The organism is Flavobacterium limi, from assembly GCF_010645075.1.
Lineage (GTDB): Bacteria > Bacteroidota > Bacteroidia > Flavobacteriales > Flavobacteriaceae > Flavobacterium > Flavobacterium limi.
On sequence record NZ_JAADZV010000006.1, the window covers coordinates 210,387 to 231,590 of the forward strand.

A 21,204-nucleotide genomic window follows, 5' to 3' on the forward strand; every position below is an offset into this window, starting at 1 on the left:
TAAAAAAAATTTAGAAAAAACTAGTTTTCACACATAGCTATGTGTTTTGAAGCAAGTGAAACGCCTTTTCTAGTCTATGAAAACTATGATTCTATGTGTTGTAATTATACTCAATACATTAAATAACAATATCATGAAAATCAATTGGGGAACAGGAATTGTCATTGCATTCGGATTGTTTATGACGTTTATTTTATATTTTGTTTTTGAAGTACAATCGAATAGTAAATACGACAATGATTTAGTTGTTGAAGAATATTACAAACACGATTCGCATTTTCAGGATGAAATGGCGCGGATTCAGAATGCACATGATTTGCAACACAAGCCTTCAATTCAGTATGTGGAAGATGGAGTAAAAATCACTTTTCCGGAAACTTTTGAAAGCAATAAATTAAAAGGAAACGTTTTGCTGTACCGTCCTTCAAACAAAAAGTTTGATTTCAATACTCAGATTGCCCTGACCAACTCATCTTTGCTTATTCCGCAAAAGAAACTGGTAAAAGGACGCTGGGATGTCAATATGGAATGGCAGTATGAAGGGAAAAAATATTTGACGAAAGAGGTTATTTACGTAAATTAATCATAACAAAATGCTTTATTCAGCTTTCATATTAGGTCTTATCAGCAGTCTGCATTGCGTTGGAATGTGCGGTCCAATTGCGATGATGCTTCCCGTTGATCATCAAAATGAAGCTAAAAAAGTAACGCAGATCATAACCTACCATTTAGGCAGATTAACCGCCTACACTACAATCGGATTGATTTTCGGATTATTGGGAAGAGGTTTTTTCCTGGCCGGATTACAGCAAAAAATGTCTATTTTTATAGGTCTGGCGATGATTGCTGCAGTTCTGATTCCGGAAAGAATCTTTTCAAAATATAATTTTTCTAAACCGGTTTATAAAGTGATTTCAAATATAAAATCTACTTTAGGCAAACAGTTTAAAAACAAAAGCTACAAATCTCTTTTTACGATTGGTTTACTAAACGGCTTCCTGCCTTGCGGAATGGTATATGTAGCTTTATTTGGAGCTATAGCCATGCAAAGTGCAGGTTTAGGTGTTTTGTACATGCTCTTGTTCGGATTAGGAACCGTACCATTGATGAGCATTGTAGTTTACATGCATTCTTTACTCAAATTACCTTTTCGAAATAAAATTCAAAAAGCAATTCCGTATGTAGCGGTTGTAATTGGAGTCTTATTTATTCTCAGAGGTTTAGGATTGGGAATTCCTTATGTTTCTCCCTCTAATATGAGTTTGTTTGTACAGGGGAATCCTGATTGTCATTAAGGGAAGAAATTTTTAGAAATGGATTATTTCTCTTAGTTTTCTGGTTTGTATGGCATCGAGGGAGTAGGTAACGATTTGAGCCTTTGCGATGGGTGGGGAAATCGACGCGAAAAACTTCAATTTTGCACAAATGTTGAACCGAAGCACAACTATTGAACATTACAATTTCGCCCTACTATTGCAAACCTCTTGTTAGCTGTCATTTTTTTATTCTTTAAATTGTATTATTCCAAAATTTGTCGCAATCCAAAGTGTGTTTTCACTATCAATACTTATGTCCAAGATAGTGTTTTTATAAATTCCATCTCTAAAAAGTATTGATGTTAATTCTCCATTTTTAGTGAATTTTATTAAACCGTTATTTGTTGCCATCCAGGCTGTATTGCTTTTGTCAACCTCAATATCTCTAACCATATGGTCTGAAATTTTTGAATTTGATTTATTGTAATGTTTCCAATGTTCATTTTCTTTAACTGAAAAACCACCATTTCCAAAACCACCACCACCATAGCCAATAATCAATTTTGTTGGAGTTATGAATTTTACTGCTCTAACAACTGACAATTGAAGTTTATTAGTTTCTTCTTCGTAGAATTGCCATTTTTCTTCACTACCAATTATCAAACCTTCGTTATGCCCAATAGCAATTTCATTTGTTGGGCTAATGTCTAATGCTCTAATTGTAATAGGTTTTGATGGTAATTTTATCTTGGTCCAATTTTTTCCATCAAATTTCACTAAACCATTTCCTCCAAAGTATAAATTTCCATTTTTATCTTCGGCTATAGCTATAATTCCATTTATCTCTTTAAGTATTTTACTTTCAATTTTATTAATTTTATGATCTGTTTTTATAATATAAAGTTCTTCTGGATTTGAAGTTGTTATCCACAGATTTCCAATTTTGTCTTGATAAATAGGACCAATATATTCTCCTTTTATTTCCTTTAAAGTTTCAAATTTCGAGTTATCAAAAATTGACAATCCAAGCTTTGATGTTCCAATATATTTTTTGTTTGATTTAGTTTCAACTAAAATACTTTTAATATCATTTTCAGGAAGTTCTGAATTTTCAGATGAATAAAGTTTTAAAGAGGTTTGTGCATTTGTGTTTAAAGTAATAAAACCAAAAACTAAAATAAAAATTTGTTTCATATACGTTCTTTTGTGGTAAAATTACAACTAACGTTCCCTTGCTACAATAGGTTTGGGGTTAAAAATGCGTAATCTTTCGGATTTGCCTAAATTTCCCAAATACAAGACCATTTTTAAATTAAGCCAATTGCCCAAATCGCTTGTAGCAAGTGTTGTATGCAGGTTTATTCTTCAAGTTTTCGGTACCAAGTATTATAAGTTTTATTGCCCCAAAATCCTTTAATTTTTTCTGTTTGCAATTTTCCATTAGTTTTTACAATAATTAATTTGTTCTTTTTAAGAAAAAAAAGAGTATTTGGTAAAACTCTGTTTTGTCCACCAGAAGATAATGATTTGATTGTATTTTGAGTTTCGTTTATTCGTTTAGGAATTTCATCTTCCGCCAAAACCAAACTATCTTTATAAGTATTATTTTTCTTGTCAAATATTTTTAAAGTATCATTGATTTTTACGACTTCAAGTTTTAAAGTGTCGTTCGATATTAACCAGTTTCCATTAGTCCAGCTTGCTGATAAATCAAATTGCCAAGTATGTCTAAATTTATTATTTGCTAATAACTCAATTTTATTTCCAAAGGAATCTTTATATATTCCCAAATATTTGCTTTGAGAAAAACACATTGAAGAAAAGCAAAGAATTAAATATTTCAATTTCATTTTAGATTCGGTTTTTCAAAACTTGCATACAACTTGTTTACATGCGAAATAAATATTCGCATATCTACCCAAATTTAGGTGTATATGCGAAGATTTGTTTCGTTTTATATTTTTCCAAATATAATATTTTTCGCTATAAATTAACTTTTTACCTCAATTATCTATAATAAAGAATATTTATTCAAAGTAATAATAAAATCACTGTACCTTTTAAACCGTCATAGAAAACAAATTCGTTTCCGGAGATTTTCTTTTTAAATGCAAATCAAAAGCCATGCAGATATTGCGTACAAAGGGTTTTCCGGCTTCCGTAATGCTGATTTTATTTTCTTTAATTACTAGTAACTGATCTTTTTCCATTTCTTTTAAATCCAGTAAAACAAAAGGAAGTTCTTCAAAATAAAGAGCTTCATTATTCCAGGAAGTTTCAAGTGTACAGGTTAAATTCAGGATGTGTTTTCGTATTATTAAATCTTCGTCATTTAAGATATGGCCTTTCACAACCGGGAGCTGGTCTGCATCTATCAATTGATAATATTCTTCGAGGTTTTTATGGTTTTGGGCAAAACTGTACCAGCTGTCGCTAATAGACGAAACACCCAAACCAATCATCAATTGGGTTTTGGAGGCGCTGTAACCCATAAAATTTCTATGCAGCGTTTTATGCTGTGCCGCTTTGTACAAACTGTCAGGGGCTAAAGCAAAATGGTCCATGCCAATTTCATGATACCCATATTTAGAAAGCATTTTTTTTCCAATTTCGTACAGCTTTCTTTTTTCGGCATCTTTGGGCAGGTCTTCGTCGTTAAATCCGCGCTGTCCGTTTCCTTTAATCCACGGCACGTGTGCGTAGCTGTAAAAAGCCAGTCGATCCGGTTTTAGGGAATTTGTTTTTTCAATAGTATCAATTACATCTTCAATTTTCTGAAAAGGCAATCCGAAAATAATATCATGCCCGATAGAAGTATAACCAATTTCTTTTGCCCAAAAAGTTACTTTGGCTACATTATGAAACGGCTGAATGCGGTGAATCGCTTTCTGCACTTTTTCGGAATAATCCTGAACTCCAAAACTTACCCGGCGAAAGCCTAAATCATACAGTTTTTTGAGCTGTTCGTAAGTTGTATTGTTAGGATGACCTTCAAAACTGAATTCATAATTTCCGGCTTTATCAGCTAAATCAAAAATACCGTTTATAAGATTTTCTAAATTATTTACGGAGAAAAAAGTAGGGGTTCCACCGCCCAGATGGATTTCTTTTATAATGGGCCTTTCAGAAAGTAAATTGCAATATAAGCTCCATTCTTTTAAAACGGCCTGAATATATTTTTCTTCGACTGAGTGGTTTTTTGTAATTCGTTTGTTGCAGCCACAAAAGGTACACATGCTTTCGCAAAAAGGCAGATGAATATACAAACTTATTCCGTTTTGTGAATTGCTTTCTGCAAATGATTTTTGAAGAGATTCAACCCATTTTTGTTGGGTAAAGTTGTTTTCATTCCAGTAAGGAACTGTAGGATAACTGGTATATCTTGGTCCCGGAACATTATATTTTTGAATCAGTGAAATTTCCATAAAAATTCATTTTAGAGATTCAAAATTACTTTGTCAGTTAAAAAATTAAAATGATAAATATCATGTAGCCACAAAAAAAAGAGACTCATTACGAGCCTCTTTTTCTGAATTAAATAACTAACGTGAAATAGAATCCTGGATGATTTTAAGCCATTTTTTTGCAAACATATGATCCTGATAAACGCTGATCTGTTTGATGCGGTCATCATCAAAATCATAGAAAGGTATTGTGATTTTTCTGGAAGTTTCTTTCTCCTGAAATTCGAAATCGATCTTGACAATTGTGTCCTGATTTCCTTCTGTAGTCAGGACCAATTTACAGGAAGAAACACTTTTTAGATCTACATAAGTTGATTCCTGCTGATTAGGATTGAAATTCATCAGGATAAACTTTCTGTGTTTTTGGTCTATAGTAAGCGTTTTATTGCTTTGGGATTCAGTTAAATCAAAATCCTGCGGATGCGTTGGATTGAATTTCTTTTTGATATTCAGGATTTTTGATTTGTTTGCAGCGCTCGATCGTGCTGAAAAATAAATTGGTATTGCGACTATGATGGCAATCACAATACCAATTATGGTTACACTTGTTTCCATGTTTTTAAAATTTTGGTAAATGATGAAATGATAAACAGTTTTATAGACAAACGGTTTATTTAATTTTGAAGAACTTTCTTCGGACTAAAATTTCATGTATTACTACCAGAAAAAATGGAAAGGGTAGAGCATCAGTAAGACCTTTTTACTCTGTGTATAAGATTGATTTGCAAAGTTTGAAGCTGATTCTAAAACCGTATGCTGAGGTATAACAGCTATTAAAGAATCAAACCATTTGATTACAGCGGGATATTCAGTTTTTATGTTTGCAGCAAACTGATAACTGGTCTGTGGCTGTATAAAAGCTTGTGAGTCCGTAAAATCTTTAGAGAAATTGGTGTCCGTTTTTTGACTTTCGATTTGTTGCACAGAAATTTGGTTTGCCTGAGCGGCAAAAAATCCCATGATCAAAAGTGATACAAAAATAACGGTTTCACGAATCCAATTCATGGAGGCGAATTTAGTTCATAAAACACAATTAAAGAAATTTTAAGTGCTAATTACTTCTTAAAAGTTATCCTCAACTTTTTGTGAGTTGAGGATAATGTATGTTATTGCTGCATTTTGAAGTAATAATCAGCTGAATGTTTTCCTCCGCCATAGAACAGGAAGAATATACAAAGTAGCAATACTATTATTGCTAAAATCAGACTTTCGGAGTGCATGCGTCCCATAAAATTTACAAGTACGGCACCAAATAATACAGGTAACTGAGCTGCAATTGCCCAACGGGTCAGCAGCCCAAAAACAATCATTATCCCTCCAATCATGTGGGCTGGTGCGATATAATGCAAAAGAAACATTCCGCCACCATACTGATCAACAGGAGAAATTAAATCATGCAGGTACTGAGCATTCGTGACAAATGAAACGCCTTTCATAAATAAAAAAACACCCAATACAATACGTACTAAATCCAATGGTAAATAAGTATGCGCATTTGCCCACTTATTCAAACTTTTTACATTTTCCATGATGATACGGGATTAAAGATTATATACACTAAAGTTACTAATTTTTAATCGTATATTTATTTTCAACCCCTTGAAAATAAGTTTTTTACTTTTTATTTAACGTATTATTGAGAAATCCTGAAACGTTATACCTGAATCACACCTAAATTAAATGGTTTTTGGATAGGAGCGTGGTTTGCAGCCTCGATTCCCATAGAAATCCAGGTACGGGTTTCTAACGGATCAATGATAGCGTCTGTCCATAATCTGGAAGCGGCATAATAGGGTGAAGTTTGTTCGTCGTAACGTGCTTTTATTTTGTTGAATAATTCTGTTTCTTTGGCTTCATCGATGATTTCTCCTTTCGCTTTAAGCGAAGAAGCTTCAATTTGTGCTAATACTTTTGCAGCCTGAGTCCCTCCCATAACGGCAAGTTCTGCACTTGGCCAGGCAAAAATTAATCTCGGATCATAAGCTTTTCCACACATGGCATAATTACCTGCTCCGTAGGAGTTTCCAACAATTACAGTAAATTTAGGTACAACTGAATTGCTGACAGCATTGACCATTTTGGCTCCGTCTTTTATAATGCCGCCATGCTCAGATTTTGACCCAACCATAAAACCTGTAACATCCTGCAAAAACACTAATGGAATTTTCTTTTGATTGCAGTTGGCAATAAAACGGGTAGCTTTGTCCGCGCTATCTGAGTAAATAACGCCTCCAAACTGCATTTCACCTTTTTTAGTTTTAACTACTTTTCTTTGGTTGGCAACAATTCCAACAGCCCAGCCGTCAATTCTGGCATAACCTGTAATTAGAGATTGTCCATAACCTTCTTTATAAGCTTCAAATTCAGAGTTATCAACCAAACGATTGATGATTTCCATCATATCATATTGCTCGTTTCGGGCTTTTGGTAAAATTCCGTAGATTTCATTTGGTTCTAAAGCTGGTTTTTCGGCTTTGATTCGGTTATAGCCAGCTTTATCATAATCGCCAATTTTATCTACAATGTTTTTTATTTTGTCTAAAGCGTCTTTGTCATCTTTCGCTTTGTAGTCGGTAACACCTGAAATTTCACAATGTGTAGTGGCTCCGCCTAAAGTTTCATTGTCTATCGTTTCTCCAATAGCGGCTTTTACCAAATAACTTCCGGCAAGGAAAATACTTCCTGTTTTATCAACAATCAAAGCTTCATCACTCATAATCGGTAAGTAAGCTCCTCCTGCAACACAACTGCCCATTACAGCTGCGATTTGGGTAATTCCCATGCTGCTCATTTGTGCATTATTTCTAAAGATGCGGCCGAAATGTTCTTTATCGGGAAAAATCTCGTCCTGCATTGGCAGATAAACCCCCGCGCTGTCTACAAGGTAAATGATTGGCAGTCTGTTTTCTATAGCAATTTCCTGCGCACGCAAATTTTTCTTCCCTGTAATAGGAAACCATGCACCGGCTTTCACTGTTGCATCATTGGCAACAACAATACACTGTTTACCTTTAATATATCCTATTTTGATTACAACTCCTCCAGATGGACAGCCACCGTGTTCGGCATACATTCCTTCTCCTGCGAAACCTCCAATTTCAATACTTTTAGAATTTTCATCCAATAAATAAGCGATTCTTTCACGGGCTGTCATTTTGCCTTCAGCATGTAATTTCTCGATTCTTTTTTCGCCTCCGCCTAATTTTACTTTGGCAAATTTTTGTTTTAATTCTGAAAGAAGCAGTTTATTGTGATCTTCGTTTTTATTGAAGTTTAAATCCATGATGTAGTATTGCTTTTATAAAAATAGTGTTGGCTAATTTACAAAATAGAAGTTAATTCCGAACGATTATAAATAGTAGTAAACAAAAAAAAACAGAAGCTAACTTCTGTTTTTAATATATTTTTAAATGATGAATTATTTTTTTGAATCACAGACAAGTCTCTTTAAAATAGCCCATTGTTTTAAGGCATCACGAGCTTCAACAGCAGGATATCCAAGCATTGTTTTACCTGCAGGAATATCTCCTGTAACACCAGATCCGGCACCAACAACAGCGCCGTCACCAATTGTAGTGTGGTCTTTTATGGAAGCGCTTCCGCCAATGATAACCCCGTTTCCTAAAGTTACTGAACCGGCTAAACCACTATTTCCGGCCATTATACAAAATTTACCTAATTTGCTGTTATGTCCAATCTGGACTAAATTGTCGATTTTACAGCCATCACCCAAAATAGTAGAACTGAATTTTCCACGGTCAACACATGAATTCGCTCCAATTTCAACTCCGTTTCCGATAATTACGTTTCCAATTTGTGGAATTTTCACCAAGCCTTTTTCTTTACAAGGACGAAATCCAAATCCATCAGCCCCAATTGTTGCGTTTGGATGAATAATACAGTCATTGCCAATGTGGCAGCGTTCGCGAACCACAGCTCCGGACCAGATTACAGTATTTTTACCAATAGTACATTCGTCAAGAATAGTAACATTTGGATAAATGGTGACATTTGCAGCAATTTCTACTTTTGGACCAATATAAGATCCTGCTCCAACTTTACTTCCTTCACCAATAATCGCTGTCTCGTCTATAACTGCTGTTCTGTGAATTTCATTATGAAATACAGGACTGGGCGGGGCAAAAAGTGTCAGAATCTGAGACATGGCCAAATCAGCATTTTTTACTTTAATAAAAGCGCGATTATTTCCTGGTTCAATAGAAATGTCTTCATTAACAACTGCTACTGAGGCTTTTGAAGCCTCCCACAATTTTTCGTATTTTTTATTTCCTATAAAAGAAATTTCAGAAGTCGTAGCTTTTTCTAATTGTTCTGTAGCAGTTATACATTGAGAAGTATTGCCATAAATTTCACCATTTATGACTTCGTTAATTTCTTGAATTGAATAGGATTTCATCTAATGAATTAAATTTTATTGGGGATTAATTTTCGCCAAATAAAATAAATTAGATTTGAATTACCTAATCTGGCTTTTAAGTTTTTTAAATAAATTTTAGAATAAGAACTTTTAAAGTATTTTTTTAACATTTAAAATAACGAATCAGTAATTGTTTTTAAAATTCCTGATTATCTTTTAGTGTGTGTTTTGTTGATGAAAAATTGACAAAAAACTTGTTTTGATTTTTTTTAAAAATATTTATTGATTGTAATATGTTGTTAATTAATGTTTTATGTCTGTTTGTTTAGTCCGGAAAAGTTCTGTGATAAGATTCCCAAATTTTTTAATAAAAGTAGAAGTTTCAATTTATTTTGAAGTTTTTACAAAATTTTCTTGATTAGAATAAATTAGTAAATATCTTTTTATCATTTTTAAAGATTAACAATCTGTAAATGAAACATTAATAAGAGAAAGTTTAATTTTTTTTTTTGTTAAAGTGATTTTGATGCTATTTTAAATGTTTTAAAAAGTAATTTAAAGAAAAAGCGATTCATTTTTTTTCAGAATGAATCGCTTTTAATATTTATCAATTTTTAATGTTACTCTTTTATTTTGGCGAGAGAAAGAGCATTTATGCAATATCGTAAACCACTTGGCTGAGGGCCATCGGGAAAAACATGCCCCAAATGCGCATCGCAGGTATTGCAGACTACTTCAACACGAATCATTCCGTATGATTTGTCGGCATGATATGCTATTGCATTTTCTTTGATTGGCTGAGTAAAAGAAGGCCATCCTGTTCCTGATTCAAATTTCTCAGAAGCATCAAAAAGCAAAGTACCACAGCATTTACATTCGTAAATTCCAGGTTCAAATAAACTACACATTTCAGAACTAAATGATCTTTCGGTTCCTTTTAAACGTGTTACCTGAAATTCTTCAGAAGACAGGAGCTGTTTCCATTCTTCTTCTGTTTTTTCCACTCGTTTTTCAGGAATTGGATTTCCTTTATTTGTAAAGTGAATTACATCTGCCCATTTTATCATAACTATTTTCTTTTTAGTTTGAAGTTTACTGCGACCTTAAATCGTAATCGAAAAACTCTTTATTCTTCTTCTTTTTGTCCCATCATCATTAAATATGCTTTAAGGAATGGGTCGAGATTTCCGTTCATAACGCCATCGACATCACTGGTTTCATAACCTGTACGAACGTCTTTTACCAATTTATAAGGTTGCATTACGTAATTACGTATTTGTGAGCCCCATTCGATTTTCATTTTTCCGGCTTCAATATCAGCACGTTGTGCCTGCTGTTTCTTTAACTCGATTTCATACAATTGCGAACGAAGCATCTGCATGGCACGCTGTCTGTTATCCTGCTGAGATCGCGTTTCAGAACACTGAATCTGGATTCCGGTTGGTTTGTGGACCAGCTGAACTTTTGTTTCAACTTTATTTACATTCTGTCCTCCGGCACCACTCGAGCGGGATGTTGTAATCTCGATATCAGCAGGATTAATGTCAATTTCGATACTGTCATCAACAAGTGGATAAACATAAACAGATACAAATGATGTATGACGTTTGGCATTACTGTCAAAAGGTGAAATTCTAACCAGACGATGTACGCCATTTTCACCTTTTAGGTAACCAAAAGAATAGTCGCCTTCAAATTCTAAAGTTACGGTTTTAATACCGGCAACATCACCTTCCTGAAAGTTAAGTTCCTTTATTTTATACCCATAACTTTCTCCCCACATCATGTACATTCGCATTAGCATTCCGGCCCAGTCACAACTTTCTGTTCCACCGGCTCCGGCTGTAATTTGTACCACTGCGCTTAAACTGTCGCCTTCGTCAGAAAGCATGTTTTTGAATTCGATGTTCTCAATGTGCAGCTGTGTTGCGTTGTAATTTTCATCCAGTTCTTCAACAGAAAGCTCTCCTTCTTTATAAAAATCATAAGCTAGCTGGAGTTCATCCGTAAGTTCCACAGCTTTGTTATAATCTTCAATCCATTTTTTCTTGTTTCGAAGATTTTTCACAATCGTTTCTGCTTCTTTTGGTTTGTTCCAAAAATCAGGAGCAAAAGTTTTTTCTTCTTCGTTTGCAATTTCGATTAGCTTGGCATCAACGTCAAAGATACCTCCTCAACGCACCAAGGCGCTCCACAATACCTTTTACTTGTTCGGCTGTTGTCATAAATTAATAATAGTTTTATATGTTTTTTACAAATATTACGTTTAATTTGGTACAAGTTAAAATTTATTAAAACTCGCAGTTAATAACTAACAGTAATACGTAATTTTGCTTTACAAAAATAAGATATAGTTTTTAGAATATGGAAATAAATTTAATCAGCGATACCATTACTAAGCCTAGTTACGAAATGTTACAATATATGTTCAACGCTCATGTTGGCGATGATGTATACAGACAAGATCCGACGGTTATCGAATTAGAAACCAGAGTAGCTGAGTTTTTTGGTATGGAAGCTGGACTTTTTTTTCCGTCTGGAACTATGGCAAATCAAACCGCAATTAAACTGCATACACAGCCCGGAGAACAATTAATTGCCGATAAATATGCACATATTTATAACTATGAAGGTGGCGGTGTCTCTTTTAACAGTGGGGTTTCATGCTGTTTATTAGACGGGGACCGGGGTATGATAAACGCCGCTCAGGTTGCCGCAGCAATAAATGATCCGGAGTTTTATCACAGTCCGTTAACGACTTTGGTTTGTGTAGAAAATACGACTAATAAAGGAGGTGGGGCCTGTTATGAATTAGAAGATTTAAGAGAAATAAAAAAAGTTTGCGATGCTAACAATTTGAAGTTTCATTTGGATGGGGCCAGAATTTGGAATGCATTGGTAGCAAAAAGGCAAAATCCGAAAGAATTTGGAGCTATTTTCGATACCATTTCTGTTTGTTTATCAAAAGGTTTAGGGGCTCCAATAGGTTCTATTTTGCTAGGAACTAAAGCAGATATTCACAGGGCGTTAAGAATCAGGAAGATATTGGGGGGCGGAATGCGTCAGGTTGGCTATTTAGCTGCTGGGGGCTTATATGCTTTGGCGCATAATATTGAACGAATGACTGAAGACCACAGAAGAGCGAAGGAAATTGCAGCAGTTTTAAAAACAAAACCATGGGTAGCAGCTATTGAACCTGTAGAAACTAATATTTTAATTTTTTCATTGGCAGAGGGGTATAGTGATCAGCTTTTAATCGAAAAATTAAAACAGAAGAATATTTTAATAAGTTCAATGGGAAACAACAAACTTAGGATAGTTACGCATTTGGATTATAAAGAAGTTATGCATACTTATGTGATTGAAACACTTCAGAAGTTTTAATTTTTGATTTTTTATATTTTCAAAAGGACTAAAAAAAGCAGGATTATTTAAACCCTGCTTTTTTTTTAGTTGTTTACTCTATCAATAATCGTAAGCTGATTAATTATTGATTTATCTGATTTCAGTTTTGAATATTTGTATTTTTTTGTTAAGATATTGTATCTTAACATGATATAGTCATCATCTTTCTGTAAATAGCATACATATTCTGAGGTTAATTGATCTATAAAACCTTTACCACTTGGGATTCCTCCAATTCTTAAAGTTTCATTTTCTAAAAAGTCTTCGTAAGAGTTATCTGCTAAATTGATTTTTGTGATTGTTGCAGTTCCGTTTTGGCTATTACTTTTTAAGCAAAAAATAATATCTTTATTATAAGAAGCAGCTTTGTAAAAAGGCGTATTTAAATTGTTGAATAATGATACCTTTTTTGCCGTATTATCATCTGTATTGATCTCAAATGTATCACCAGTCCCGTGAGTGGTATAAAGTTTATTTTCATTTAAAAAACTTGAACTTGATGCAATTTGGTCAAAATTTAAGCCTAAGTAAAAAACTTCAGAAGTGTTAGGGTCAATTTTTACAAAATATGAATTGTTTTTTGCATTACTGTACATATTGCCTGCCACGATACCGAAAAGTGTTTTTTTTGAATTATCCCATGTAAGGGAAATTAGAACGGGCTCATCGCTAGCTATTTCATTTGGATAAACTAATTTTTTTGAAGTAGTTTTTCGGGTTATTCTGTCAAAAATAAAAAGATTTTCATTGGGTGCTGGATAATGTTCAGCCAGAAATATTTTATCTGAATTTGAAGCAACGGTGTTCAAATTAATAGCATTGGTTTTTATACCGTCGAATTGATCATAAGCTGTTATTTTTCCGCTGTTATTTCCAATTTTATTTATTTCTCCCCATTCATTTACAGTTAAAAAACTATAATCATCTTTAACAGATTCATCCTTTGAGTCTAATGGATCACACGAAAATAAAAATAAACTGGCAAAACTAATTGCCAGAGTTTTGTATGTTAGTTTCATAAATAAATCGAATTATTTAAATAAATTATCCATTCCTGGAATAGATGGCATATCCATTCTTGCGACAGCATCTAATTCTCTTTCGTTAACGCTGGTTGCTTTTTCGATAGCTTTATTCAGGGTCACGATTAAATAATCTTCCAGTTGTTCTTTGTCTTCCAGTAAAGAATCATCAATTGAAATTGTTTTGATTTTTCTGCTTGCAGTAATTGTTATCTTTAATAATCCATCAGCACTTTGTTCGTCAATTAAAACAGTGTCTAAACGTTTTTTGGTATCTTCAATTTTTTGCTGGGTTTCTTTAAGTTTGCCCATCATTCCCATTAAATCCATTTTTTGTTTGATTTTTAAATTATTTCATACAAAATTAGTATATTGCTATATGAAAACAATGGATTTTTTTATGAAAAATTTAATTTTCGTTCTGTTGTGATTGTACTATTTTTGCTTCTCGTATTTAAAAACTAATGCTTAATTAAATCAATGCAAAACGATATAGTAGCTCCAAAAGCAAAAGAAATTCCAAAATCATTAAGAAAACATAAAGAAATCCGAACAGATAACTATTTCTGGTTAAATGACAGAAAAAATCCGGAGGTTATTGATTATCTGAATAAGGAAAATGATTATTATCAAAAAATGACTGTACATACAAAAGATTTACAGGAATCTTTGTATGAAGAAATGAAAGGAAGAATTAAAGAAGATGATTCATCTGTTCCTTACTATTATAATGGATATTACTATATTACCCGTTTTGAGACAGGACAGGATTATCCAATTTTTTCGAGAAAAAAAGGAAGTCTTTCTGCTGCTGAAGAAATCATGTTTAATTGTAATGAATTAGCAAAAGGACATGCGTATTTTAAATTAGGAGGGCTAAGTGTTAGTCCTGACAATAGATTTGCCAGCTTCAGTGTTGATATTATAGGAAGAAGAATTTACACCATTCAGGTTAAAAATTTAGAAACAGGGGAAATTCTTCCGGAAAAAATAGAAAATGTAACCGGGGAATCAGTTTGGGCAAATGATAATAATACTATTTTTTATGTTAGACAAGATGAAGTTACCTTACGATCAGATAAAGTATTCAGACATAAATTAAATTCAGATTCTGCAGCTGATGTTTTGGTTTTTAATGAAACCGATGATACTTTTAATGTTTCTGTAAGTAAAGAAAAATCCAGAAAATATATTGTTATTGGCTCAGGAAGTACTTTGACAACTGAATACAGAATTTTGAATTCGGATAATCCTGATGGAGAATTTGAAATATTTCAGACGCGTGTACGAGGTTTAGAATACAGTATTTCTCATTACGAAGACTCATTTTATATTTTGACGAATAAAGATAAGGCAACCAACTTTAAGTTAATGAAAACGCCTGAAAACAGAACTGAAAAAAAATTCTGGAAAGATCTTATTCCGCATCGTGAAGATGTTTTGCTGGAAGATATTGAAATATTCAAAAATTATCTGGTGGTTGAGGAGCGATCAAACGGTTTAAATCATATTCGAATCATACCATGGAATGACGAACCGGACTATTATTTGCCTTTTGGGAGTGAAACTTATAATGCTTATACAACAACTAATATTGATTTTGATACCGATGTTTTGCGTTACAGCTATCAATCACTGGCAACACCATCATCTGTGATTGATTTTAATATGAAAACCAAAACCAAAGAAATCTTAAAAGAACAAGAGGTTTTAGGTGGGAAATTTGATAAAAACAATTACGTTGAAGAGAGAGTTTGGGTAACAGCAAGAGATGGCGTAAAAGTGCCAATTTCGATGGTCTACCATAAAGATTTAGAAAAAAATGGTAAAAATCCTTTATTGCTATATGCCTATGGTTCTTATGGGATAACTATGGAAACTTATTTTTCTTCTACACGACTTTCCCTGTTAGACCGCGGATTTATTTACGCTATTGCTCATATTAGGGGCGGTGAAGATTTGGGGAGAAAATGGTATGAAGATGGAAAACTGTTAAAAAAGAAAAATACCTTTACAGATTTCATTGATTGCTCTAAATTTGTAATAAACGAGAAATATACTTCTGCAAAACATTTGTATGCAGAGGGAGGATCGGCCGGAGGACTTTTGATGGGAGTTATCGTAAATGAAGCCCCGGAATTGTATAATGGAGTTATTGCTCAGGTTCCTTTTGTAGACGTTATTACAACAATGCTGGATGATAGTATCCCGCTGACAACAGGAGAGTATGATGAGTGGGGCAACCCGAATAATAAAAAATATTATGATTATATGTTATCGTATTCGCCATATGATAATGTAAAAGAGCAAAAATATCCTAATATGTATGTTTCTACCGGCCTGCACGATTCGCAGGTTCAATATTGGGAACCTGCCAAATGGGTGGCTAAACTCCGGAGTTTAAAAACAAATGATACAGTGCTGTTTTTGGACACTAATATGGATGCGGGTCATGGCGGGGCTTCGGGGCGTTTTCAGGCTTTAAAAGACTTAGCAAAGGAATTTAGTTTTTTATTAGATTTAGAGAAAATTCAAAGCTAATTAGAAATTTTTTGTTAAATTTGCAACCTATCGGGCTTATTAAAAAAGGTCTTGATTAACTATTTTTTTATGAAAGAAGAAATAAATGCTTATAATAATGTTTTAGAATTAATAGGTAATACTCCACTTATTAAGCTAAATAAAGTCACCGAAGGGCTAGAAGGAAATTTCTACGCAAAGGTAGAAGCTTTTAATCCGGGACATTCGTCGAAAGATAGAATAGCATTATATATCATTGAAGAAGCAGAGAAAAGAGGGATTTTATCTCCAGGTGATACCATAATTGAAACAACATCCGGAAATACAGGTTTTAGTTTGGCTATGGTAAGCATCATAAAAGGCTACAACTGCATATTGGCAGTAAGTTCAAAATCATCCAAAGATAAAATTGACATGTTGAGAAGTTTAGGGGCGAAAGTTTATGTTTGTCCGGCACACGTTTCAGCAGATGATGAAAGATCGTATTATAACGTTGCAAAACGTTTACATGAAGAAACTAAAGGGTCCGTTTATATTAATCAATATTTTAACCAGTTAAATATTGATGCACACTACAATACTACCGGTCCAGAAATATGGCAGCAAACCAAAGGTCAGATCACACACCTTGTTGCTTGCAGCGGAACAGGAGGAACAATCTCCGGAACTGCAAAATTTTTGAAAGAGCAAAATCCAAATATTAAGATTTTAGGTGTTGATGCCTTCGGATCAGTATTGAAAAAATACCACGAGACAAGAGAATTCGATACTAAAGAAATTTATCCTTACAGAATTGAAGGTTTGGGTAAAAATTTAATTCCGTCTGCAACTGATTTCGATATGATTGATAAATTCATGAAAGTAACAGATGAAGAAAGTGCTCATTCTGCCAGAGAGATTACACGTAAAGAAGGTTTGTTTGTAGGATATACTTCTGGTGCTGTAATGCAGGCAATTAAACAATACGCTGAAGAAGGGGAATTTACTGAGGATAGTAATATTATTGCAATTTTCCCTGATCATGGCTCTCGATATATGAGTAAAGTATTCAGTGATGAATGGATGAACGAACAAGGATTCTTTGATAGTGTGAATGAAGAAGAAGTTCAAAAGATTGAATTTGTAAAGTAATTTATTAAAATTACTTTTAATTATAAAACAAAAAACTCCAGATGAAAATCTGGAGTTTTTTGTTGGGTTTATTTGGCTAAAAGCTCTAAAATTTTTGCTCTTAATTCAGGGCCTCTTAAGTCCTGTGCAACGACTTTTCCTGATGAATCAAGTATAAAGGTTGCAGGGATAGATTCTACGCCATATTGTTTTGCAATTGGTTCATCCCAGAACTTTAAGTTGGAAACGTGTGTCCAGTTTAAATTGTCTTTTGCTATGGCTTCTTTCCAGGCTGATGCTTCCTTATCCAGTGAAACACCAATTATGTTTAATCCTTTTGAGTGCAGTTCTTTATAAATTGCTACAACATTAGGGTTTTCTTTTCTGCATGGCCCACACCATGAGGCCCAAAAATCTACAATTGTTACTTTTCCTAAACTTTCTTTAAGCGATACTGTTTTACCTTCCGGATTAGGAGCTGAAAAATCTGATCTTCATTTAGCGCTGCCAACCGGAGGAGCTGATGCACCAACTGCAGGCAATTTCATTTGACCAATTTTTTCTTTAATCGCTTTTCCTGGTTTTGTATTTTTCAATGACTCATCTAGAGAGTTGTATAAGCCTTCTGTTTTTTTGAAATCAGAGCTTGGGTCATTAATCAGACTTTGAACAATTAAAACTGAAATAAATGATTTTGGATGTGTTTCAGCGTAAGCAGTATATTTCTTTTTAGATTCAGCCTGAACATCAGTTTGAATAGCCATATATTCTTTCATTAAACCATTGATAACTGCTGTGTCTTGTTTTTGCTGAGCAGTCTGCATAGTTTGAGTGTTTTTTTTCTGAAAATCGATTAATCTCTTCTGAACTTTAGTAAGATCCTCGTTGAATTTCACATACTCATCATTGCTGTAAGTTCCTGAAATTTTTGATTTATGAATACTATCTTTATCAACTTCAATTTTAATTTCACCAGTTTCTAAGATAAACGGAACCGGACCTTGTAAATCCTGAACAATTAAAGTGTGAAAAGCAGGTTCAGTAACTTTTCCTTTTATTTCAAATTTTCCATTTTCAACTTTTACAGTATCAAGTGCTAAAACAGCCATTGTTGTTGGATCCTGACCCTGAAGAATAATTGTTTTTCCGTTCTCGATTCCTTTTGCAGTTCCGGTAATAAGGAATTCTCCGTCTTTAACTTTGCTGCAAGAAATTATCGCTGCAGAAGCGGTAAGTAAAAAAAATATTTTTTTCATTATAAAAAATTAATTAGTTAATTGATTTGTGCAACAAAAGTATTTAAAATTATAAAACATCAACAATTTTACTGCCTAAAATTTTGTTATAGTTTTTTATGGGTTAAATAATTGAAAAACAAAGTTTTATTTGTTTTTTGATCGTTATAAAACAGCTAAAAATTTTATTATTCAGAATTAAACAGATGATTGAGATAATTTTTAGCATAAAAAAAGGCGTTCTGACACCAGAACGCCTTTGGAAATATTATTAGAGAAATCTATTCCTGATTTGTTTTCTTTCTCCAGGTGAAAGAGTTTAAAATATGTCTTTTTGCAAATCTTGCAGGAGAATCAGCGTTTACCATTTTTACATAAGTAGCTTTAGGAACACTAATGTACTCATAAACACTGCCGTTAGAAAAATCGATAATCAAACGACCTTCAACAAATTTATAATCTGTAATTGAACAAGTCGAAATTGTTTCAGTATATTCAGGTAAATTAGCTTTAATCGTTTCAGGATTAATACTTACCAAAAAGTGGTATGCCTCAATGATAGCCTTACTTTTTTCTTCTGCAGCTTTTAAACCGGCGTCATCTCCCTGAAATTTATCAGGATGAGCTTCTTTCATCGCATTACGATAAATGGTTTTTAAATCTTTTAATTCTGCAGTTTTGTCTACGTTTAGTAACTTTCTGTATTCAACTATTTTTTTCATAAATAAAGGTAACTACTTGTCTATTAGTTTGAAATTGATGTTAATTGTTCAAAAAGACAAATTTTTTGCAAAGGTACACTTTTTTTTAACTTTTTACTTTTGATAGAAAAAATATTTGATTTTGTATCAGGTTTGAAGTTACGAAGTTAGTAACCTCAAAGAGCGCAAAGATTTTTAGGAAGTCTGGTGTTTAAAAAAAACAATGCCCGCAAAGCTTTGTGGGCATTGTGTATATTTTTGTTTGCTTTGCAGTAAAACAAGCTGAAACAAAAAATTATTCAGGCTTATGATTAGCTTTATCGAAGTTTTTTGATTTCTTCGGATATTTGTCATAACTGATATCACTTGGGTTTTCAATGACTGATTTGATTGTAACCCAATCTCCAATAGTGAAGTTTGAATGCGCAATTTTGTAATCTAAAAGATATTCCCCACAAAAATAATTGTTGTTTTCATCTTTTTCGATGATGCCGGTGTAAATTCCTTTTTGGGGCATTTTTTCTTGTGAATCTTTAGACATAGTTTGTGTTTTAAATTAAAGCTGTAAAGTTAATCAATTTTCGTTTGTTTTAGGGAGTTCGTGACAATCTGAGTATATTTGCACATGCAAAAAAACTTTAAGCCACATCCTAATTCCTTTAAAAATACATTTTGTGTTTTTAATGAAGTATTGCCGGAAGCTATTGAGGGATTGAAAATTCAGTTTGCAAGTAAAGCAGGCAGTACCTATTATTATACTGAAGCCGGGATGTATCGCGTTTCAAATCATTGGGGAAGATTAGCCAACAGCAAATGGAGATTAGTTGCAAGGGAGCCGGAAACTCCTTTGAAAACAAAAATAGGTTTTGCAGCCTGGAGTGAGTTTTATCCTGATAATTCGGAAGAAAAATTATACTATATAGAAGCGAATTATGATAAAAACACCGTAACTTATCAGCATAAAAATAATCCGGAATATAATAAAAAAGCAATTCTGAGAACAAGTTTTGAAACCACAAAACGGATAAAACAAATCAGGAATTTGCAACAGCTGACTTCTTGGGCAAAGTATTTTAACTACGATGATATTACTGGCTTAAGAAAACAAATCATTGAGGAATTGATTTACACAGAGAAGACTTTAGACGAAATTAAAAGAGAAATATAATGGGACGCAACAACGAAAGGAATATAAAGAAGCACAATGATAAATTGCACAAAGCCCAAAATAAAGCTAAACAGGCTGAGATTGCTCGAAAGGAAAAGCTAAAAGAAATTATTAAAAAGTTTAATCAAAAAGATCAGGAATAGATAAAAGTTCTGTTTTTTGCGTGAGCGGCAGAGGTCATATCCTCGTAATGATAAAGAGATAAAGCCGAAAACGCGACCGCTTTTTTTGCGGGTCACACCCAAATTTTGATAACGAAAATACAAATATTAAGATGAATACTAAATTTGAAAGTTTAAAAGCGAGCGTACAGGAAATCATTGATTTGATTGCTGCAGAAGACAACAGAGAAGCAAATAATAAATTGCTTGAAGTGAGTGATGTATTAGACGAAATGATTGACTTTGCGGAAGAAGATGAAGAAGTGAGAGAAATAAGCCGATATCAGGTTTTATTGAATCAGCTTCATGTAAAAATTAATGGAGAAGAACCGGTTGATGGAGAATAAGAAATGCTTTTGTGATACAGGTCTGCTGTTTGAAAATTGCTGTGGATTGTATCTTCAAAATAATCAAAAGGCTCCAACAGCATTGGCTTTAATGCGTTCCAGATATTCGGCTTATGCAACTCATAATGCCGATTATCTTTTGGAAACAACTTATGTTTCAGAAAGGCAATATTATACAAAAGCTGAAATTCTAAAATGGGCGACGAGTAATAAATGGCGACAACTGGAAATTTTATATTATACAGAAGATAAGGTGGAGTTTAATGCCTATTTTTTTGATGAAAATCAGAAACCGCAAATCCATCATGAATTTTCATCTTTTAAATTCGAAAATGGTGCATGGTATTATGTTGACGGAAGCTTTGAATAATTGTCAGTATTATCGCTAATTTTGATTCGTTTTATTGAAATACTTTAACTAAAAATTAATAAACGTT

The 21,204-nt window shown here is 33.3% G+C and carries 24 protein-coding genes and 1 pseudogene; 9 read left to right on the top strand and 16 right to left on the bottom strand.

The window, feature by feature from the left end; translation table 11 throughout:
• The first annotated feature begins 133 nt into the window (after window positions 1-133).
• On the top strand, window positions 134-583 hold the full coding sequence (locus GXM16_RS13965; RefSeq protein ID WP_163395087.1) for a FixH family protein: 450 nt from the start codon (window positions 134-136) through the stop codon (window positions 581-583).
• A 10-nt stretch (window positions 584-593) separates the two neighbouring features.
• Window positions 594-1,295 carry a sulfite exporter TauE/SafE family protein gene (locus tag GXM16_RS13970; RefSeq protein ID WP_163395089.1) on the top strand — a complete coding sequence of 234 codons (702 nt, stop codon included), beginning with the start codon at window positions 594-596 and terminating at the stop codon, window positions 1,293-1,295.
• Between the two features lie 207 nt (window positions 1,296-1,502).
• On the opposite strand, the gene GXM16_RS13975 is transcribed toward GXM16_RS13970, so the two are convergent.
• The 10 genes from GXM16_RS13975 to prfB all read right to left on the bottom strand — a co-directional run bounded on the left by GXM16_RS13975 (window position 1,503) and on the right by prfB (window position 11,323).
• Window positions 1,503-2,450, bottom strand: a complete 948-nt coding sequence (locus tag GXM16_RS13975; protein WP_163395090.1) for a two-component regulator propeller domain-containing protein — start codon at window positions 2,448-2,450, stop codon at window positions 1,503-1,505.
• Between the two features lie 164 nt (window positions 2,451-2,614).
• Entirely contained in the window at window positions 2,615-3,106 is a 492-nt protein-coding gene (locus GXM16_RS13980; protein ID WP_163395092.1) for a hypothetical protein, read from the bottom strand.
• A gap of 210 nt (window positions 3,107-3,316) precedes the next feature.
• The gene (gene hemN, locus GXM16_RS13985) at window positions 3,317-4,681 is read right to left on the bottom strand and encodes an oxygen-independent coproporphyrinogen III oxidase (protein WP_163395094.1); all 1,365 of its coding nucleotides are present in this window, start codon (window positions 4,679-4,681) and stop codon (window positions 3,317-3,319) included.
• Window positions 4,682-4,798: 117 nt separating this feature from the next.
• Window positions 4,799-5,275, bottom strand: a complete 477-nt coding sequence (locus GXM16_RS13990) for a hypothetical protein (RefSeq protein ID WP_163395095.1) — start codon at window positions 5,273-5,275, stop codon at window positions 4,799-4,801.
• Window positions 5,276-5,377: 102 nt separating this feature from the next.
• On the bottom strand, window positions 5,378-5,725 hold the full coding sequence (locus GXM16_RS13995) for a hypothetical protein (protein ID WP_163395097.1): 348 nt from the start codon (window positions 5,723-5,725) through the stop codon (window positions 5,378-5,380).
• A 101-nt stretch (window positions 5,726-5,826) separates the two neighbouring features.
• The gene (locus GXM16_RS14000) at window positions 5,827-6,249 is read right to left on the bottom strand and encodes a DoxX family protein (RefSeq protein WP_163395099.1); all 423 of its coding nucleotides are present in this window, start codon (window positions 6,247-6,249) and stop codon (window positions 5,827-5,829) included.
• A gap of 125 nt (window positions 6,250-6,374) precedes the next feature.
• A complete protein-coding gene (locus GXM16_RS14005; RefSeq protein WP_163395101.1) occupies window positions 6,375-8,003 on the bottom strand; it encodes an acyl-CoA carboxylase subunit beta in 1,629 nt (542 codons plus the stop codon).
• Window positions 8,004-8,138: 135 nt separating this feature from the next.
• Window positions 8,139-9,137 carry a UDP-3-O-(3-hydroxymyristoyl)glucosamine N-acyltransferase gene (gene lpxD, locus GXM16_RS14010; RefSeq protein ID WP_163395103.1) on the bottom strand — a complete coding sequence of 333 codons (999 nt, stop codon included), beginning with the start codon at window positions 9,135-9,137 and terminating at the stop codon, window positions 8,139-8,141.
• A 581-nt stretch (window positions 9,138-9,718) separates the two neighbouring features.
• Entirely contained in the window at window positions 9,719-10,165 is a 447-nt protein-coding gene (gene msrB, locus GXM16_RS14015; protein ID WP_163395104.1) for a peptide-methionine (R)-S-oxide reductase MsrB, read from the bottom strand.
• A gap of 59 nt (window positions 10,166-10,224) precedes the next feature.
• Window positions 10,225-11,323 (bottom strand): peptide chain release factor 2 gene (prfB, locus tag GXM16_RS14020; RefSeq protein ID WP_163395106.1). Its coding sequence is split into 2 segments (ribosomal slippage): window positions 10,225-11,259 and window positions 11,261-11,323, totalling 1,098 coding nucleotides; the frame shifts between segments, so codons are not numbered across the junction.
• Between the two features lie 139 nt (window positions 11,324-11,462).
• Between prfB and GXM16_RS14025 the strand changes: the two genes are divergently transcribed.
• Window positions 11,463-12,482 (top strand): threonine aldolase family protein, encoded by a 1,020-nt coding sequence (locus GXM16_RS14025; protein ID WP_163395108.1) that lies wholly within the window; start codon window positions 11,463-11,465, stop codon window positions 12,480-12,482.
• 65 nt (window positions 12,483-12,547) lie between these two features.
• Here GXM16_RS14025 and GXM16_RS14030 read toward each other — a convergent pair whose 3' ends face one another.
• Window positions 12,548-13,522, bottom strand: coding sequence for a hypothetical protein (locus GXM16_RS14030; RefSeq protein ID WP_163395109.1), 975 nt, complete (start codon window positions 13,520-13,522; stop codon window positions 12,548-12,550).
• A gap of 12 nt (window positions 13,523-13,534) precedes the next feature.
• Window positions 13,535-13,855, bottom strand: coding sequence for a YbaB/EbfC family nucleoid-associated protein (locus GXM16_RS14035; RefSeq protein ID WP_163395111.1), 321 nt, complete (start codon window positions 13,853-13,855; stop codon window positions 13,535-13,537).
• A gap of 150 nt (window positions 13,856-14,005) precedes the next feature.
• On the opposite strand from GXM16_RS14035, the gene GXM16_RS14040 reads away from it, so the two are divergent.
• Complete coding sequence (locus tag GXM16_RS14040; protein WP_163395113.1) at window positions 14,006-16,066, top strand: S9 family peptidase; 2,061 nt, start codon at window positions 14,006-14,008, stop codon at window positions 16,064-16,066.
• 69 nt (window positions 16,067-16,135) lie between these two features.
• Window positions 16,136-17,176, top strand: a complete 1,041-nt coding sequence (gene capA, locus GXM16_RS14045; RefSeq protein WP_163395115.1) for a cysteate synthase — start codon at window positions 16,136-16,138, stop codon at window positions 17,174-17,176.
• A 68-nt stretch (window positions 17,177-17,244) separates the two neighbouring features.
• On the opposite strand, the pseudogene GXM16_RS14050 reads toward capA, so the two are convergent.
• The 4 genes and pseudogenes from GXM16_RS14050 to GXM16_RS14065 all read right to left on the bottom strand — a co-directional run.
• Window positions 17,245-17,631, bottom strand: a pseudogene (locus GXM16_RS14050) (peroxiredoxin family protein); the annotation flags it as partial.
• Window positions 17,632-17,649: 18 nt separating this feature from the next.
• Window positions 17,650-18,411: a DUF4369 domain-containing protein gene (locus GXM16_RS14055; RefSeq protein WP_163395117.1), complete on the bottom strand. Its 762-nt coding sequence runs from the start codon at window positions 18,409-18,411 to the stop codon at window positions 17,650-17,652.
• A 260-nt stretch (window positions 18,412-18,671) separates the two neighbouring features.
• Window positions 18,672-19,112, bottom strand: a complete 441-nt coding sequence (locus GXM16_RS14060; RefSeq protein WP_163395119.1) for a KTSC domain-containing protein — start codon at window positions 19,110-19,112, stop codon at window positions 18,672-18,674.
• Window positions 19,113-19,386: 274 nt separating this feature from the next.
• Window positions 19,387-19,632, bottom strand: a complete 246-nt coding sequence (locus tag GXM16_RS14065; protein ID WP_163395121.1) for a hypothetical protein — start codon at window positions 19,630-19,632, stop codon at window positions 19,387-19,389.
• A gap of 84 nt (window positions 19,633-19,716) precedes the next feature.
• Here GXM16_RS14065 and GXM16_RS14070 point away from each other — a divergent pair, with 84 nt between their 5' ends.
• The 4 genes from GXM16_RS14070 to GXM16_RS14080 all read left to right on the top strand — a co-directional run bounded on the left by GXM16_RS14070 (window position 19,717) and on the right by GXM16_RS14080 (window position 21,137).
• A complete protein-coding gene (locus GXM16_RS14070) occupies window positions 19,717-20,259 on the top strand; it encodes a hypothetical protein (protein WP_163395122.1) in 543 nt (180 codons plus the stop codon).
• On the top strand, window positions 20,259-20,402 hold the full coding sequence (locus tag GXM16_RS22675) for a hypothetical protein (protein WP_167519870.1): 144 nt from the start codon (window positions 20,259-20,261) through the stop codon (window positions 20,400-20,402). Before GXM16_RS14070 ends, GXM16_RS22675 begins: the two co-directional genes overlap by 1 nt.
• A gap of 131 nt (window positions 20,403-20,533) precedes the next feature.
• Window positions 20,534-20,767 carry a hypothetical protein gene (locus tag GXM16_RS14075; RefSeq protein WP_163395123.1) on the top strand — a complete coding sequence of 78 codons (234 nt, stop codon included), beginning with the start codon at window positions 20,534-20,536 and terminating at the stop codon, window positions 20,765-20,767.
• Window positions 20,739-21,137, top strand: a complete 399-nt coding sequence (locus GXM16_RS14080) for a YchJ family protein (RefSeq protein ID WP_229684350.1) — start codon at window positions 20,739-20,741, stop codon at window positions 21,135-21,137. The genes GXM16_RS14075 and GXM16_RS14080 overlap by 29 nt, the downstream gene beginning before the upstream one ends.
• Window positions 21,138-21,204: the final 67 nt, after the last annotated feature.